This is a genomic window from Chitinophaga sp. (assembly GCF_035538455.1).
Classification (GTDB): Bacteria; Bacteroidota; Bacteroidia; order Chitinophagales; family Chitinophagaceae; genus Chitinophaga.
The window spans coordinates 39,943-55,022 of record NZ_DATLKJ010000182.1; the positions used below are offsets into that span (position 1 = coordinate 39,943).

Sequence of the window (15,080 nt, forward strand, 5' to 3'; positions counted from 1 at the left end):
CGGAAATCCACGACAGGCCTATACTTTTGCATGCAGAGTTCCTTTACAGTGAGGATTAAATGACTTACAAATTGAAAAGCCTCCCTTCCGCCATCAGAACTCCACGAGCGAAAATATCCGGCCTTTTCTATTGTGGGTTGACCCAGGTCTTTTTACAGTACATGAAAAAGATAATGCAGCAGCCGGCACTCCGGTTGCTGCATTTATAAAAAACTTTCCTACTGCGTTACATCAGTCGTCTTCTCTCAAACGTTCATCCGTATATGTAATCGTCGTTCTTCCGTGTGGTACCGGCACCCCGTTCTCATCTACACTCACAAAAACCATCTTATCGATCGTTAGGATACTCTTCTGAGTAATCTTGTTTCTCACCTCGCAGGTAAGCGTCAGCGACGTTCTTCCGAAACGGATGGCTTTAATACCCAATTCCACAATATCTCCCTGCTTTGCAGAGTTGATGAAGTTGATCTCTGAAATATACTTGGTAACACAGCGATTAGTACCCAGCTGGATGATGGAATAAATAGCCGCTTCTTCATCCAGCCACCTGAGCAGGCTTCCCCCGAATAAAGTCCCGTGTGCGTTCAGGTCTTCCGGTTTTACCCATTTACGTGTATAAAAATTCATTGCCTGTTTTTTTGATATTACTGTTCGGGTGCAAGTTACATATTCTGTGAAACCGCTTCTGTAAGGAGAACGCAGCAATACAGTACTTAAATACATTATCTTTAGTAAATGAATGCCTGGATTAGTCTGCTCAGAACATTACCCCTTCCTGATTTTCCGTCAGGGTCCTCCATCAGTTTTCACCAGGGCTGTCTCTACCTGGTAGGCGATGATGCTAATAATATACTCGTATTGGATACGCAGTATCATCCGCTACGCACTATTTCTCTGTTCGATTATCCCGGGAAACGCATTCCTAAAGCACTAAAGCCGGATCTGGAGACTTCCGTAATCATGCAAAAAGATGGCCACTGCTTCTTGCTGGTATTGGGTTCTGCTTCTACCGTCAATCGTACGCGGGTCATCCGGGTAGTACTACCCGGCGAAGGAGAAACACATGACTTTGCCCGGTTCTCGTCCAGTAGTTACAGTGAGGATTTCTTTCGCCGGCTGGAAAACTACGGCATTACCACACCCAATATAGAGGCCGCCGCTGTTATAAATGATCAACTGGTACTGGGCAACCGCGGCCACAACAACAGGCAGGAAAACGAATTGATTGTTACCAGCAGTCTCTTAGCGGAAGATGATAAAGACGACCAACTGCATATTTTCCGCATCATAATTCCCGCATCAGATATCAACTTTCCCGGAATATCAGAGCTGTGCTATGCTCCGGAACAGGATCTGCTGCTGGCCACCTTTTCCAGCGAAAATACATCCAATACGTACGATGACGGTGAAATCGGCGACAGCTATATCGGCTGGATCACCAACGCTGCAGGAAAGCTCACTGCGCCTGAAATACAACTGGACGGCCTGCTGAACCTCAGCACATCAGATAATACCTTCAAAGGACAGAAAATTGAAGGTCTCTGTATAGAAAGCGTTTCCGGTAATGAATACAATATACACCTCGTAGCAGATGACGACCTGGGAAGCACCATGCTGTTTAAGATAAAATTTGTACTGACAGTATAATTATTTTGTAATACAACAAACCAATCGTAATATTGCGATATAATACTTCCCGATGGGCGCTACAAAAACAGATCTATTTACCAGGCAGCAAAATGAAATGGCCAATATGGCTAAGGCATTAGCACATCCCGCGCGTATTGCCATATTGCAATACCTGGTAAAAAAGAACGCCTGCGTGTGCGGCGACCTCGTAGAAGAACTGGGTCTGGCCCAGGCCACAACCTCCCAGCATCTTAAAGAATTGAAACAAGCCGGGCTTATACAGGGTTCTATTGAAGGCGCCAGCGTCTGCTACTGCATCAATCCAAAGGTCTGGAAACAGTACAAAGAGCTGTTCAATAGCTTCTTCAAGGATGTGAATCTGGAAGGGAACTGTTGTTAAAAAAATTTTCTTCTATTGATCGCAATATTGCAATAATACAATCAAAGTATTTTTATGAATCCACATGATGAACAACTAAAGGCAATGGTAAAAATGAAGTATACTGCCATTGCCGGGCAGGACAGGCTGCTGAATCAGACATCCTGCTGTGGTTCCGGCTGCTGTTCTACAGAGGTGTATAACATTATGAGTGATGACTATAGCCAGTTGGAAGGCTATGTCCCTGATGCCGACCTCGGCCTTGGATGTGGCCTGCCAACACAATTTGCACAAATCAACAAAGGAAATATTGTGATAGACCTGGGCTCGGGTGCAGGTAATGACTGCTTTGTAGCGCGGGAAGCAACAGGCCCTGGCGGTAAGGTAATAGGTATAGACTTTACACCGGCCATGATTGAAAAAGCCCGGGCCAATGCTGAAAAGCTGCATTACAACAATGTAGAGTTCAGGCTTGGAGATATAGAGCAAATACCGGTTACAGCTAATCTTGCTGATGTGGTAGTGAGCAATTGCGTACTCAATCTCGTTCCCAACAAAAAGGCGGTAATACAGGAGATATACCGGGTACTCAAACCTGGTGGCCACTTCAGCATCTCAGACATTGTGTTGCAGGGTGAGCTCCCATCCGGTATTCAGGAGGCCGCTGAAATGTACGCAGGATGCGTATCAGGCGCTATACAAGAAGAGGATTATCTTTCAATGATCAGAAGCACTGGCTTTGAGCAGATCACCATGCAGAAGGCAAAAACTATCCATATCCCGGACGATATACTTGCTGCCTATCTTTCCCCTGCAGAGATTTCTGCATTCCGAAGTAGCGGAACAGGTATATTAAGTATCACTGTATACGCAAAGAAACCACTGACCGCTAAAGAATGCTGCGGACCAGATTGCTGTAGTTGATTGTTCATTTCTCAATATGCTCTCTTGAAGAACTTAAATTTCCTTGACCAATACCTGACCATCTGGATCGTGCTTGCGATGATCATCGGCATCAGCCTGGGACATTTTATTCCGGCCGTACCCGTATTCATCCAATCGTTTTCCAGCAATGCTACAAATATCCCGCTGGCAATAGGATTGATTGTGATGATGTATCCACCTTTCACCAGAGTGAAATACAGTCAGTTATCCGACGTTTTCAGAAATAAAAAAGCCCTGGCCCTTTCACTCTTGCTGAACTGGGTTATAGGCCCTCTTCTGATGTTCCTGCTTTCTGTATTGTTCCTCCGTAACCATCCTGACTACATGACAGGGCTTATTTTAATTGGCCTCGCACGATGTATAGCGATGGTAATGGTATGGAACGATCTGGCAGGTGGTTCCAGAGAGTACGCAGCAGGCCTTGTGGCACTCAACAGTATCTTTCAGGTGTTATTCTACAGCGTGTACGCATGGGTATTCCTTCATACATTACCTCCTCTCATAGGTATAAAGGGGGTGGATGTAAATATAACCATGAAAGCGGTTGCTGAAAGTGTTACTATCTATCTGGGAGTTCCTTTCGTGGCAGGCATCATCACACGCTTTACAGGTATCCGGCTTAAAGGAAGCGAATGGTACCACCATTCCTTTATTCCTGCTGTAGCGCCGCTTACACTGATAGCATTACTGTTCACAATAATAGTAATGTTTGCCATGAAAGGGGATATACTCCTGCAGATTCCATCTGATGTACTGATGGTGGCCACTCCACTGGCTATTTACTTTGCTGTGATGTTCTTTATAAGTTTTCTGATGGCAAAACTACTCAGTATTCCGTACGATCAGAATATTGCTATCTCATTTACTGCCGCAGGCAACAACTTTGAGCTTGCTATTGCGGTAGCGGTTGGCATGTTTGGCCTTAATTCAGGACAAGCTTTTGCTGGTATTATAGGCCCTCTCATAGAAGTGCCTGCATTAATTCTCCTGGTAAGGGTTGCCCGCTGGCTAAAGAAAAAATATATTTCCCAATCAATTGTTACAACATGAAAAAAGTATTAGTACTCTGTACAGGCAACAGCTGCCGGAGTCAAATAGCCCACGGCTACCTCCGCCATTTCGCCGGCGACAGAGCTACGGTTTATAGTGCCGGCATAGAAACACATGGTGTGAATCCCAGAGCTGTTGCAATAATGGCTGAAGACGGCATTGACATCTCCCACCATACTTCCAATAACGTAAATGAGTATACGAACATCAGTTTCGATTATATCATCACCGTATGTGACCACGCCAAAGAAAGCTGTCCCAACTTTCCGTCGGCGGCCGCTAAATTTCATCACAACTTTACAGATCCAGCCAAGGCTACCGGTACAGAAGAAGAGATCATAAACGCTTTCCGCGCCACCCGGAATGAAATTAAAGCATACTGTAAACGCTTTACAGCAGACTATTTATAGTGCTAAATGGATAAAGCGGGAAGCTCCGCCTTTAAGGATTGATTAATCGGAACCTGCTGCCTGCAAGGCTCACAGATTAATTTTTGTTTATAATGCAGGTATCATAATGATAAAATAAGTTCCTTTGTCCCCCTGGAAAGGACCTTATTGAACGCTATGATATACAAAATTTTATATGCCGATGATGACCGGGTATTTTCTGGTGTCATTGGCAGGATCCTGGAAGAAACCAAACATTTCAAAGTGCATTATGCTGCTGATGGAAGTCAGGCCTGGAAGCTGTTCAACGATGTGAGCTTTGATGCATGTCTGCTCGATATAGTGATGCCTAAGCTGGATGGTAAGATGCTGGCCGAAAAGATAAGGGGTGTCAATAGAGACATACCTATCTTCTTTCTTACCACCAATGCTGCTGAGACGGATATTAAGGAAGCATATGACGATGCAGAAGTGGATGACTATTACATCAAAAAAGATCTGAATCCTCCTATCCTTTTCAGGAAACTGAAAGCCCAGTGCCGCCGCTACAACAAGATGAAAAAACGGCATGAGCTGGGGGAATATATTTTTGATGTTGAAGAAAACACATTGACCAGGCGAGGTGACAGCGTGCTTCTCTCTCCCATTCTCTTTAAACTGCTGCGGCTCTTCGTGAAGAACAAGAATACCAATCTCGCGCGTGAAACGATTGTCCGCAGCATATGGGGTGATGAGGTAAATCACGGCCTGAACGTTTATATACGCCGCCTGCGCGAACATCTTGAAGACGATAAAAATGTGAGTATTGAAACCGTGAAGAAATTTGGTTATGGCCTTTGGATCTACGACCGCAAAAAGAATGATCAGTAACTACGCTTCATCCATCGTTACATATCCCACACTTCAATCCTGTTTTCACCTCTCTGTAATGCCTCTATTTTTCTGCAGATTGTTATGTGTGTACTATCAGTTCACCATGCTATCTCCTTGCGCAACTTCAATACATTCACCCGGATCATAATGGATCAGGTTGAAAAGTTGGAGAGCTGAGAGATCACGCTGATTCCCCGTCGGATCATGGAGAGGGAAGCCGTGGTATCCAATTAACAAATTTTGTTATTCAATTGAAATTTGAAACACAATATATTATATATCAACCATTAACACATTAAATACATAAATCAGCACCATTTAGTATATTTCAACTGTAATCATTCAATAACCTCATGAATTAAAATACCCCACAACTTGGACAGTTTAAGTTGCGGAGTATTATACTCTTAATGAATTTTTACATAAATGTTTTTAACTGCATTATTTATTTAAATATAATCGCTTATATTCGTTTCTTGCCATATCATTTATGCTGATCTAATATTTAATCTGACCCCGTTCCATGTAGTCTTCATTTTTAACTATAAATCAAACTCTATGAAAAAACAGCAATTCCCCAAAATTTCAGATGCAAAGTTTACTACCCTCACCCTCACTAAATCTCAGAAAAACAACGTTAGGGGTCGTGGTTGGTGTATAGGTGACGCAACCTACAGCGGCCCAACTGGTATGGACGTGGTTGTAATGATTGATAAGGATGGATACGCAATTACTAAAGATATTCCAGGGAACTGGGCATGATCTTTTTTGCGGAGCAGATGATAAAAGGTCTGCTCCGATCTCAATATTTAATCTCTATCCTTCATGATCCTAATCATTAGTGAAATTGGGGACAACGTAACAGATAGCGTGATGGAATATCTCCCTGAGTTCAACGTTTTGCGGATAAACCAAGATGATGAGATCAGACGTGTAACATACAACAAGAGTGGGTACGAAATTGAGTTTGCGACAAAGGGCATTCTGGTATTATCTGCGGTTAAAAAAGTATGGTATCGGCGTGGATATATAAATCGACCAGCAATAGCTCCGTTCTATGCTAACTGGAAGCGGTCTATTTCCGCAAACTGGTTGTCTGTACTTACGCACCTAATGGAAAGCCAGGCGTCCAAGACATTGGGGAGTTTCCGATTAGAGCATACCCAAAACAAGTTACTGGACCTGGATCTTGCAAAGTCAGTGGGGTTCAATGTGCCAGAGACTCTTGTCACAACATCAAAGGCGGATGTGTTGGCATTTATTAAAACGCATGGGAGGATAATTTCCAAGCCTTTGGACAGCGCTTTGAGTGAGGTCCATAACAATATCTTTGGTATGGGCACGGTCATGATTGATTCAGAAGTGCTGCAACCGCTGCCAGAACTGTTGCCTATCGCTTTATTCCAAGCATATATTTTCAAGGAAGTTGAACTAAGAATATTTTACCTGGAAGGAGAGTTATTTACAGTAGCAATATTTTCTCAACAAAGCCAGAAAACGGTTATAGATTTTCGTCACTATTGTGAACTCCGGCCTAGCCGTATGGTTCCTTTTTTGCTGCCTGTAGAAATAGCTCAAATGGTTAACCAATTTATGAAATTAAAAATGTTGAATACCGGATCACTCGACTTTATCCTTACTCCGGCTGGAGAGTATGTCTTTTTGGAAGTAAACCCTTCCGGACAGTTTGAATGGATTTCTATCGCGTGTAACCTCAATTTAGAAAAACGTATTGCCGATACACTTGCAAAACTATGATTATGAAACTTTGGTGTATACAATTTTTACTCGCTTGCCTGCTGCTGATAAGCAACACAGGTATCGCCGTTGCACAACTGGTAAACGGTAAGGCGATGCTGCCTACAGGTCCGCCTATTCTCGATAGAACAGGTCGAGTTTTAAAGACCAATTCCTTTTTCAAAATAGTTGATGGGGTTATCCATACTGAAATATATGTACCAGGCAGCGAAGTTTTAAGGGAATGGACCATTTCTGATAAAGACGAAATTGAGGCCATTCTACCTGGTAGCCCGGCAGAATCAGTGCTTGTGACCAATACAACCGACACAAAGTTGGAGAAATATATATTTGAAAAATTAAAGCAGCAGATTGATACAATACCATACAAACTTCCAATCATTATGAATGAACGATTTATAGTTTCCTATAGAGGGAGACGCGAAGCAATGAAATTTATAAAACCTTCTGAGATTAAAACAATGAGATTTCTACCAAAGCCGGAGGCACAACAAAAATATGGAAAGACTATTCTGTTCGGCGCTATTGAACTTACCAAATAATCAATATGGAGAATATTAAAAGGAAAGAAAACGTCCAACCACCATTAACTCAAGCGACGATAAATCTTGGTAAGAAGGTGATTATCCGCTCTTTCTTTTTCCAAGACAGAACGACGATAAAAATACATCATAAGCCGGTAAGTAAAATCATACAGCTTTCATAATGCTCGATGTTCACATACCTTTTAAGTTGTTTTCTACGTGCTTTTTGGTAAAGGGTGCAGCAAGGTCGGCTATTTGCGACACGCAGCGAGAAACATTGCATCTCATTCCAAATGAGCTTTATACGATCTTGTTTGAATTTGACGGACGACCAATCTGCGACATCTTGCAATGGTGTGAAAATGACAACGAAGAAGTTGTAGCCGAATATTTTGAATTTTTATACAATAATGAACTGATTTTTTTTACACGCATACCGGAATTGTTTTCGGCCATTCCGCTGGATTATGAAGAGGCCAGGGCTATAACCAATGCCATTGTCGATCCGTTAAGGGATATACTTCCCTGGGATCGAATTGCATGTGAATTATCTGCACTTGGTTGCGGCCATTTACAGATAAGGTGTTTTTCTGAATGGGGAATTTCTGATCTTATTTATGCTCTATCTCGTTTTGATGAGACAAGAATAAGATCTGTGGACCTCATTTTGATGTATACGGCATATGGAGAGGAGGCCATATCCATTTTGCTGAGACAGTTTCCGAGAGTTACCAGTGTGTATTTTCACAGTGCTCCTACTGCGACCTGCACCCATGAAGGTATTGTTGTGTATCTAACGGAGGTGATTTCAAGCGCTGATCATTGTGGAATCGTATCACCCGATTATTTTGCCGTAAACATCAAAATGTTTTCTGAAAGCCAGAGGCACAATACATGCTTAAACCGAAAAATCAGCATTGACGTGAAAGGAGAGATCAGAAATTGCCCTTCTTTATCTGAAAGTTTTGGGAATATCAGGACCACATCCTTATCAGAAGCCGTTAAGCACCCTGGATTTAAGAAATACTGGGATATAACCAAAGATCAGATTGTTGTTTGTAAAGATTGCGAGTTTCGGCATGTATGTACAGATTGCAGGGCATTTACCCAAGATCAGGATGCACTTAACAAGCCCTTGAAATGTGGCTATGATCCTTACAGCTGTGAGTGGAGCAACTGGAAAACAAAAGACTTGATCCAATATGAAATAAAATTCTTGTAATGAAAAAAATATTTGCCGTACTCTGGTTGCTTGCGAGCAACATGACGTTGTTAAATGCACAAAGCATGGAGGTTTATAAAGACCGTGTGAAAAAAGCACAGTCACTGTATGAACAGAAACAATATCGAGCTGCAGCAGTTGCCTATAATACAGCATTTACGGAGATGGGCAGGGGGATGATACCTGATCGTTATAATGCTGCCTGTAGCTGGGCGCTGGCAGGTGAAAAGGACAGCGCTTTTTCGCAGTTAAGCCGGATTGTATTGGCAACTCACTACAGCGACTATCTGCAAATGAATGTTGACCCGGACCTTGCAGCTTTACGCAATGACGCCCGTTGGGAAGCGTTGCTGGACATGATACGTTCCAACAGACAGGCGAAAGAGCCGGTGCATAACCAGGAGCTGCTTTATACACTTGACAGCGTTTATATACTTGATCAGCGCGACAGGCGTATGTTGGAACAGCAAAATGGCGCTGCTTCACCAGGCGTCATTACTTTGAAGAAAAATATAGTGGTAAATGATTCGCTTAACCTTATCACCGTCAAGGCTATCCTGGATAAGCACGGATGGCCTCCTAGAAGCGAGATAGGTGATGATGGCGCAAGGACTATCTTCTTGGTTATCCAACATGCAGACTATCTAACACAAAAGCAATACTTGGGCCGGGTAAAAGAAGCAGTAGACAGAAAAGATATTCCTAGCCAATTTGCATGTCTTCTTACAGATCGGATATTAATGCAGGAAGGCAAGCCGCAGATTTATGGAAGCCAGGTTGTCCGCGATTCCAATACGGGAAAGTACATTGTGTATAGATTAGCAGATCCGGAAAATGTGGACAAGAGAAGAGCGGCTGCTGGCATGATCCCGATTGCTGATTATGTCCGAGCTTGGGGGATTACCTGGAAAAGCGCCGAAAAATGAGATTTAGAGGGTACATAAGGCAATTGTGTATTTTACCAATATGGCTCTGAAAGAGGTCCTGAGTTCAGAAAAAACTTTTTTGATACGTACTTATATATTTTGTGTCAAAACAAGCATTCATAGAGCTATTAACGAACGCTTATTTTGACACAAATGTTTTAAATCTAGGCGAATGTATTCTTTGCTTTTCTTACGATGGCATCTTTGCGGTCCTGAGCTTTAACATCATAAACATTATCAAGCATAGCTGTAGAAGTATGGCTTGAAAGTGCAATCACAGTTTCCTTTGCTTTTTTCAGATTCATGACCTCTGTAAGTTCATCAATCATTTCCGTAAGATTCATATGCTTCAGACAGTACATATCGGCTTTGACACCGAGCTTTATTTTAACCTTACGTCTCCAACGCTTTGTAAGGTTTTCGGGACGGATTGACTTATTACCAGGTTTCAAGCCACGAGAAAACAGATACTGCTCTAATTTAGCTTCGCTTAATACCTCTTGCCAAAGTTCTTTTGCTATCTCCTTGATAGGCTTAAAAACCTCCTGGTAAAGCCCTCCTTTCTTAATAATAGTTTTATACCCTAGTTTTTCAAGGTCCACATCTTCTGCTTTTACCAGTAAAAGCTCCTTTCTGCGAGCACCAGAATGGAAAAAAATCATAAGTGTACGCCAGAAATAATAATCTTCAACATATAGAGTCTCATTAATTATTTTTCGCTCCTGATTAGAGAGGGTTAGGCGAATCTTTTTAACGGATTTTTTCTTTTTTATTCCATGACAAGGGTTATGATCAGTTACCTCATATTCATCTAATATCCCGAACAGCATTCCCATATTTCCTACAAAGTGATTAAATAAGCTGGAAGACCATATTCCTCGCTTCTTATTCCCTTTTTTATCGGTATGTACGGTCCTCAGCTTATCCTTCCCTATTTGTTCTAAAATAAGCCTTACATGCTTTCTTCTAACCTGCATGATAGGGAGTTCGTCAAACTTTAATTTTGTGGCAGCTGCTTTAAAGTATTTCAACTTGGATTTAACATCCACCTTTGTATCTTCAGCTATTTCTCCATTATCAAAGGCCCACTGGAGAGCATAATTTAACGGGCTGTCTTCTGAAGCCTCACCAACCTCGTCCGTTTGAGTTTCCGGAGTAACGAGAAGCATATAATCCTTTATTATCGGATTATAATTTTTTACATCTATTAAATCTTTTTCGTTATCAATTAAAATTTGCGTCTCAGCTTGTCGCTGTTCCAGGGAGCTAAATTTATTCATTCCCCTGACCTTTATTGGCAAAACGAACAGTTCATTACTAGGATCATAAAATCGATACCAGATTAACCAGTTTTTTTTAGTTGAGGCAGCAGCTGTTTTCCAGTTACTTGGGCTAACCTTAATTTCTGTGCGATAACACCCATTAAGCAATTGGGTGTACTTCTTCTTTTCCTTCTTTGAGGCTTTTTTAATTAGCATTTTTGTTCCGGATTTTGTTCCTGAATCGATAAAAATGCTATTGACATTACAAGTAAAAAAAGCCCGTAACCCTTTTTGCTATTGGATTACGGACTTTTTGTTGCCCAACCTGGATTCGAACCAAGACACTCAGAACCAAAATCTGATGTACTACCCTTATACTATTGGGCAATCCCGTTATTTGTTTGGGATGGCAAAAGTATAACTTTTTTTATTCCTGCAAAAAAAACTTGCAACTTTTTTAAAATATCCTTGCAAATCCTTTACTGTCACACCTTTTCATTCAGCACATGCATTACCTTTTCTGCTATCTGTGTTGGTTTTATCCATTCCATACATGCATAATCCTCTCTGAAACAGGGTTTATTGCCAAATACGGAACAGGGCCGGCAGTCTAAATCATCAATCTGCACAGCATTCTCCATAGTCTGTGCGTATCCCATAAATCCTGCGAAAGGATGAGTAGCTCCCCACACGGATATCACAGGCACTCCGAACAGAGAAGCCAGGTGCATATTGGCGGAATCCATGCTGATCATGGTATCCAGCCTGCTGATAATTGCCAGTTCCTCCTGTAGTGAATAGCGGCCAGCAATCATAACCACCTGCGGATACTTTGCCGCCAATGGTTCCAGTAAATTCACTTCCTGCTTGCCGCCCCCAAAAAGCAATATCCTGTGTCCCTGTGTGGCACTTAACACTCCCATCACTTCCTCCATTTTACTGAGCGGATACATTTTCTCGCGATAAGTGGCAAACGGCGCTATTCCTATCCATTTCTCCCCTTCAGCAGGCGCGAGTCCCAAAGGTAACTGCCGGGCGCTGAAAACAGGCTTATTTTCCATTTCACAGCGAAGCCCCAGTTGTCTGAATACAATTGCGTACCGCTCAATAGTAGTGGTAAGCTGCTCCAGTACTTTATTGTCTTTTCTCGTCAGTGCTTTCTTGCCAGCGCGACCCTTGTCGATAGCGGCTACCGGCGTACCGCTGAGCCGGAAGAAAGTGCGTACGATCTTTGAACGCAGCACATTGTGCAGATCCGCTACCGCAGCTATGCGGTGCGCTTTCCTTATGCTTCTGAACAGCTGGTACAGGCCACCTACACCTTTATGCGCTTCCTTCACATCCGCCGGGAAAAAAGTCAGGCGTGGGATACCGGCACACAACGCTCCCCAGTTTTTGTTGGACACAAAAACAATTGAGACATCAGGATTTTCATCCAGTACCTGCTTCATCACAGGAATAGTCATCGCCACGTCTCCCAGCGCGGAGAAACGGGTGATCAGTATGGTTCTTGCAGTGCCCAAAATGATGAATTTATTTTTCGCTCTTGTATAACACAGGATTCAGGGAAGGATCGTTATACATCTTCATTTGCCTGTACACCTTCATATACTTTCTGCCGGCTGCAATGTCTTCCAGGAGGGTTTCTATAGCGCCGCTTAGGTCAGTACGCTGCTCCAGCAGGATGTCCAGCTTGCGCTGGCAGGCAGCACGATGCTCTGCTGATGCATCTGCACGGGTAGCCTCTTCCCTCATATGATAGATTTTCAATGCCAGGATAGACAGGCGATCGATAGCCCAGGCAGGGCTTTCAGTGTTCACCCCTGCATCCGGCAATGTCTTCACATCACGGTATTTATCCAGGAAATAACTGTCAATATACTCTACCACATCCGTACGCTCCTGATTCGAACGATCTATCCAGCGTTTGATTCCCAGGGCTTCCACCGGATCAATATTCGGATCGCGGATAATGTCCTCCAGGTGCCATTGTACGGTATCTATCCAGTTTTTCAGATACAGCAGGTGCTCAATGCCGGTTTTCTCATAGGGATTGCTGATGGCTTTATGCACATCATTATACTGGTGATAATCCAGTATGCTTTGGTCGAATATTCTGTTAGACAGTTCTGTAAACATCCCACAAAAATAAAAGATTTAAACATTATGCTTAAAAAAAGAAGCGCATGGTAGAAACCATACGCTTGTTGTAAAAGATTGTCATGTGAATGTTCGAGAATGCAAATCGTGTAGGCTTTTAATGGTTATCTTGGGGTTTAAATGCCGTCAAGGTTACCACCTGATATTTTTATAGTTACACCGCATAATGATGTCATTACAACAACATTGGCTGGCGACAATATTTTTAAAGGTATTTTGTCGTAGAATAATCACTCTAATGGCTATTCGTTTTTTGAGGGTCTATCAATTGGCACATTTCTAATCTATTATCCCGGTAATTCCAAATCCATGTCCCTGGCCGCATCAGGCGGCACTCCCATCGCTTGCAATTCCACTTCAGATTAAGAGTATCAGTCGGGTTTCTGCAGTAAAAAAGTTAATAATAGGGTTCTGTCAAATTCTCACTTGTCGTTTGTCTTGATGCAAATTAATAGGGGCCACTGCTGTAAGACGTGCAGTGGCCCCCTTTTTTCATACAACGTTCGTGTTAAATTTATCTTTTCATTGTCCGCTTTAGCTTCTACTGCTGTCCCTTGCGGCTCATCGCAATAAAATAAAGAGGAATACCCAGCAAAATAATCCCTAATCCTGGCAGCGTGTAGCTGGTTTCAAACACCAACAACAACACTGCGAGTGAAAGCGCCACTATCATGTAGATTACCGGTAATACCGGATAACCGAAAGCCTTATAAGGCCTTTCAACATCCGGGCGTTTTTTCCTCAGGATAAAAATGCCCAGGATCGTCAGTACATAAAATATCAGTACCCCGAATATCACCAGCGCCAGCAGATCATTGTAACGGCCTGTCAGACACAGCAGGGAAGCCCATATACACTGTATCCAGAGCCCATGCCCGGGTACGCTGTTCTTGTTCAGCGTCCCTGCCTTCCGGAAGAACAGCCCATCCTGCGCCATAGTGTAGTAAATCCTTGCTCCTGATAATATCAGACCATTATTACAACCGAAAGTGGAGATCATGATCATTACGGCAATGATCAAAGAGCCGGTACCGCCAAAGATCTTCTCCGCTGCCGCCACCCCTACACGGTCATTGGCTGCAAATGCAATGTCATGCAGTGGCAGCACAGCCATATACATGAGATTACAGCTTACATATATAATGGTTACGATCAATGTACCCAGGAACAGGGAGCGGCCTATATTTTTAGCAGGATTCTTGATCTCCGCAGCAATGAAGGTTACATTGTTCCAGGCATCACTGGAAAACAGAGAACCCTTCATGGACACCGCTATAGCGCCAAAGAAAGAAAGCCCTGTCAATGTTTTCACCACGGCGCCGTCATCCATCAGGGAAAAATGCTCCCATGGCTGTTGCCAGTTGGCAGTCCAGATTTCGTGCCTGGCGCCCAGCAATAGCCCGAAGATGATAAGCCCGAACAGTGATAACAGCTTCGCCAATGTGAATACTGTTTGTATAACCTTCCCGTGCTTTACGCCGCGGGTATTGATAAACGTTAAGAGAATAATCGAGATGATAGCTACTACCTGTGCCGCGGAGATCTGCACCACGCCTAAATCCAACAGGATATTCTTTTCACTGAATCCTGGTATGAGATAGGCGGTGAACTTGGCGAAAGCTACTGCCACAGCTGCAATGGTCCCCGTCTGGATCACACCGAACTGTGTCCATCCAAACAGAAAGGCGATAAAAGGATTGTAGGCTTCCCGCAGGTATACATACTGTCCGCCCGCTTTGGGATACATACCAGACAGCTCTCCGTAGCTCAATGCAGCGATCAGTGTTACTATGCCGGCCAGTACCCACATAGCGGTGATCCAGCCCGCACCGCCCACACTGCGGGCTATTTCAGCGGTAACAATAAAAATACCGGAACCAATCATGGATCCGGCAACGATCATGGTGGCATCCAATAACCCCAATGTTGGCTTGAACGAATTAGTTTGGTTGATACTCATATC

At 43.1% G+C, this 15,080-nt stretch carries 16 protein-coding genes and 1 tRNA gene; 11 read left to right on the top strand and 6 right to left on the bottom strand.

Annotation, left to right across the window (positions count from 1 at the left end; all coding sequences use genetic code 11):
* Positions 1–231: 231 nt before the first annotated feature.
* Positions 232–627 (bottom strand): acyl-CoA thioesterase, encoded by a 396-nt coding sequence (locus tag VM802_RS21850; RefSeq protein ID WP_325534554.1) that lies wholly within the window; start codon positions 625–627, stop codon positions 232–234.
* A 108-nt stretch (positions 628–735) separates the two neighbouring features.
* Between VM802_RS21850 and VM802_RS21855 the strand changes: the two genes are divergently transcribed.
* From VM802_RS21855 to VM802_RS21905, 11 genes are all read left to right on the top strand, one after another.
* Entirely contained in the window at positions 736–1,647 is a 912-nt protein-coding gene (locus VM802_RS21855; protein WP_325534556.1) for a DUF6929 family protein, read from the top strand.
* Positions 1,648–1,753: 106 nt separating this feature from the next.
* Complete coding sequence (locus VM802_RS21860) at positions 1,754–2,029, top strand: ArsR/SmtB family transcription factor (protein ID WP_524537098.1); 276 nt, start codon at positions 1,754–1,756, stop codon at positions 2,027–2,029.
* 54 nt (positions 2,030–2,083) lie between these two features.
* Entirely contained in the window at positions 2,084–2,932 is an 849-nt protein-coding gene (locus VM802_RS21865) for an arsenite methyltransferase (protein ID WP_325534560.1), read from the top strand.
* Positions 2,933–2,956: 24 nt separating this feature from the next.
* Positions 2,957–4,003, top strand: coding sequence for an ACR3 family arsenite efflux transporter (arsB, locus tag VM802_RS21870; protein WP_325534562.1), 1,047 nt, complete (start codon positions 2,957–2,959; stop codon positions 4,001–4,003).
* Positions 4,000–4,413, top strand: a complete 414-nt coding sequence (locus tag VM802_RS21875) for an arsenate reductase ArsC (protein WP_325534564.1) — start codon at positions 4,000–4,002, stop codon at positions 4,411–4,413. The genes arsB and VM802_RS21875 overlap by 4 nt, the downstream gene beginning before the upstream one ends.
* A gap of 156 nt (positions 4,414–4,569) precedes the next feature.
* Positions 4,570–5,262 (top strand): response regulator transcription factor, encoded by a 693-nt coding sequence (locus VM802_RS21880; protein ID WP_325534566.1) that lies wholly within the window; start codon positions 4,570–4,572, stop codon positions 5,260–5,262.
* A gap of 561 nt (positions 5,263–5,823) precedes the next feature.
* Complete coding sequence (locus VM802_RS21885) at positions 5,824–6,027, top strand: hypothetical protein (RefSeq protein WP_325534568.1); 204 nt, start codon at positions 5,824–5,826, stop codon at positions 6,025–6,027.
* Between the two features lie 63 nt (positions 6,028–6,090).
* On the top strand, positions 6,091–7,023 hold the full coding sequence (locus VM802_RS21890; protein WP_325534570.1) for an ATP-grasp domain-containing protein: 933 nt from the start codon (positions 6,091–6,093) through the stop codon (positions 7,021–7,023).
* Between the two features lie 2 nt (positions 7,024–7,025).
* Positions 7,026–7,565 (top strand): hypothetical protein, encoded by a 540-nt coding sequence (locus tag VM802_RS21895; RefSeq protein ID WP_325534572.1) that lies wholly within the window; start codon positions 7,026–7,028, stop codon positions 7,563–7,565.
* A 163-nt stretch (positions 7,566–7,728) separates the two neighbouring features.
* On the top strand, positions 7,729–8,769 hold the full coding sequence (gene gwsS, locus VM802_RS21900; RefSeq protein ID WP_325534574.1) for a grasp-with-spasm system SPASM domain peptide maturase: 1,041 nt from the start codon (positions 7,729–7,731) through the stop codon (positions 8,767–8,769).
* A complete protein-coding gene (locus VM802_RS21905) occupies positions 8,769–9,695 on the top strand; it encodes a DUF6624 domain-containing protein (RefSeq protein WP_325534576.1) in 927 nt (308 codons plus the stop codon). The genes gwsS and VM802_RS21905 overlap by 1 nt, the downstream gene beginning before the upstream one ends.
* 164 nt (positions 9,696–9,859) lie before the next feature.
* Here VM802_RS21905 and VM802_RS21910 read toward each other — a convergent pair whose 3' ends face one another.
* The 5 genes from VM802_RS21910 to VM802_RS21930 form a co-directional block, all read right to left on the bottom strand.
* Positions 9,860–11,173: a site-specific integrase gene (locus VM802_RS21910; protein WP_325534578.1), complete on the bottom strand. Its 1,314-nt coding sequence runs from the start codon at positions 11,171–11,173 to the stop codon at positions 9,860–9,862.
* A 100-nt stretch (positions 11,174–11,273) separates the two neighbouring features.
* Positions 11,274–11,344, bottom strand: a tRNA-Gln gene (locus tag VM802_RS21915).
* A gap of 98 nt (positions 11,345–11,442) precedes the next feature.
* The gene (locus VM802_RS21920; protein ID WP_325534580.1) at positions 11,443–12,480 is read right to left on the bottom strand and encodes a glycosyltransferase family 9 protein; all 1,038 of its coding nucleotides are present in this window, start codon (positions 12,478–12,480) and stop codon (positions 11,443–11,445) included.
* Between the two features lie 10 nt (positions 12,481–12,490).
* A complete protein-coding gene (locus VM802_RS21925; protein WP_325534582.1) occupies positions 12,491–13,096 on the bottom strand; it encodes a DUF4254 domain-containing protein in 606 nt (201 codons plus the stop codon).
* Positions 13,097–13,658: 562 nt separating this feature from the next.
* Positions 13,659–15,080, bottom strand: a 1,422-nt coding sequence (locus tag VM802_RS21930; protein WP_414647115.1) for an APC family permease, incomplete at its 5' end; no start/stop codon positions are given.

Excerpts from the sequence above, each read along its gene's own strand:
- VM802_RS21850 (WP_325534554.1), bottom strand. The coding sequence starts at position 627 with ATGAATTTTTATACACGTAAATGGGTAAAACCGGAAGACCTGAACGCA.
- VM802_RS21855 (WP_325534556.1), top strand. The coding sequence starts at position 736 with ATGAATGCCTGGATTAGTCTGCTCAGAACATTACCCCTTCCTGATTTT.
- VM802_RS21860 (WP_524537098.1), top strand. The coding sequence starts at position 1,754 with ATGGCTAAGGCATTAGCACATCCCGCGCGTATTGCCATATTGCAATAC.
- VM802_RS21865 (WP_325534560.1), top strand. The coding sequence starts at position 2,084 with ATGAATCCACATGATGAACAACTAAAGGCAATGGTAAAAATGAAGTAT.
- VM802_RS21875 (WP_325534564.1), top strand. The coding sequence starts at position 4,000 with ATGAAAAAAGTATTAGTACTCTGTACAGGCAACAGCTGCCGGAGTCAA.
- VM802_RS21880 (WP_325534566.1), top strand. The coding sequence starts at position 4,570 with ATGATATACAAAATTTTATATGCCGATGATGACCGGGTATTTTCTGGT.
- VM802_RS21885 (WP_325534568.1), top strand. The coding sequence starts at position 5,824 with ATGAAAAAACAGCAATTCCCCAAAATTTCAGATGCAAAGTTTACTACC.
- VM802_RS21890 (WP_325534570.1), top strand. The coding sequence starts at position 6,091 with ATGATCCTAATCATTAGTGAAATTGGGGACAACGTAACAGATAGCGTG.
- VM802_RS21895 (WP_325534572.1), top strand. The coding sequence starts at position 7,026 with ATGAAACTTTGGTGTATACAATTTTTACTCGCTTGCCTGCTGCTGATA.
- gwsS (WP_325534574.1), top strand. The coding sequence starts at position 7,729 with ATGCTCGATGTTCACATACCTTTTAAGTTGTTTTCTACGTGCTTTTTG.
- VM802_RS21905 (WP_325534576.1), top strand. The coding sequence starts at position 8,769 with ATGAAAAAAATATTTGCCGTACTCTGGTTGCTTGCGAGCAACATGACG.
- VM802_RS21910 (WP_325534578.1), bottom strand. The coding sequence starts at position 11,173 with ATGCTAATTAAAAAAGCCTCAAAGAAGGAAAAGAAGAAGTACACCCAA.
- VM802_RS21925 (WP_325534582.1), bottom strand. The coding sequence starts at position 13,096 with ATGTTTACAGAACTGTCTAACAGAATATTCGACCAAAGCATACTGGAT.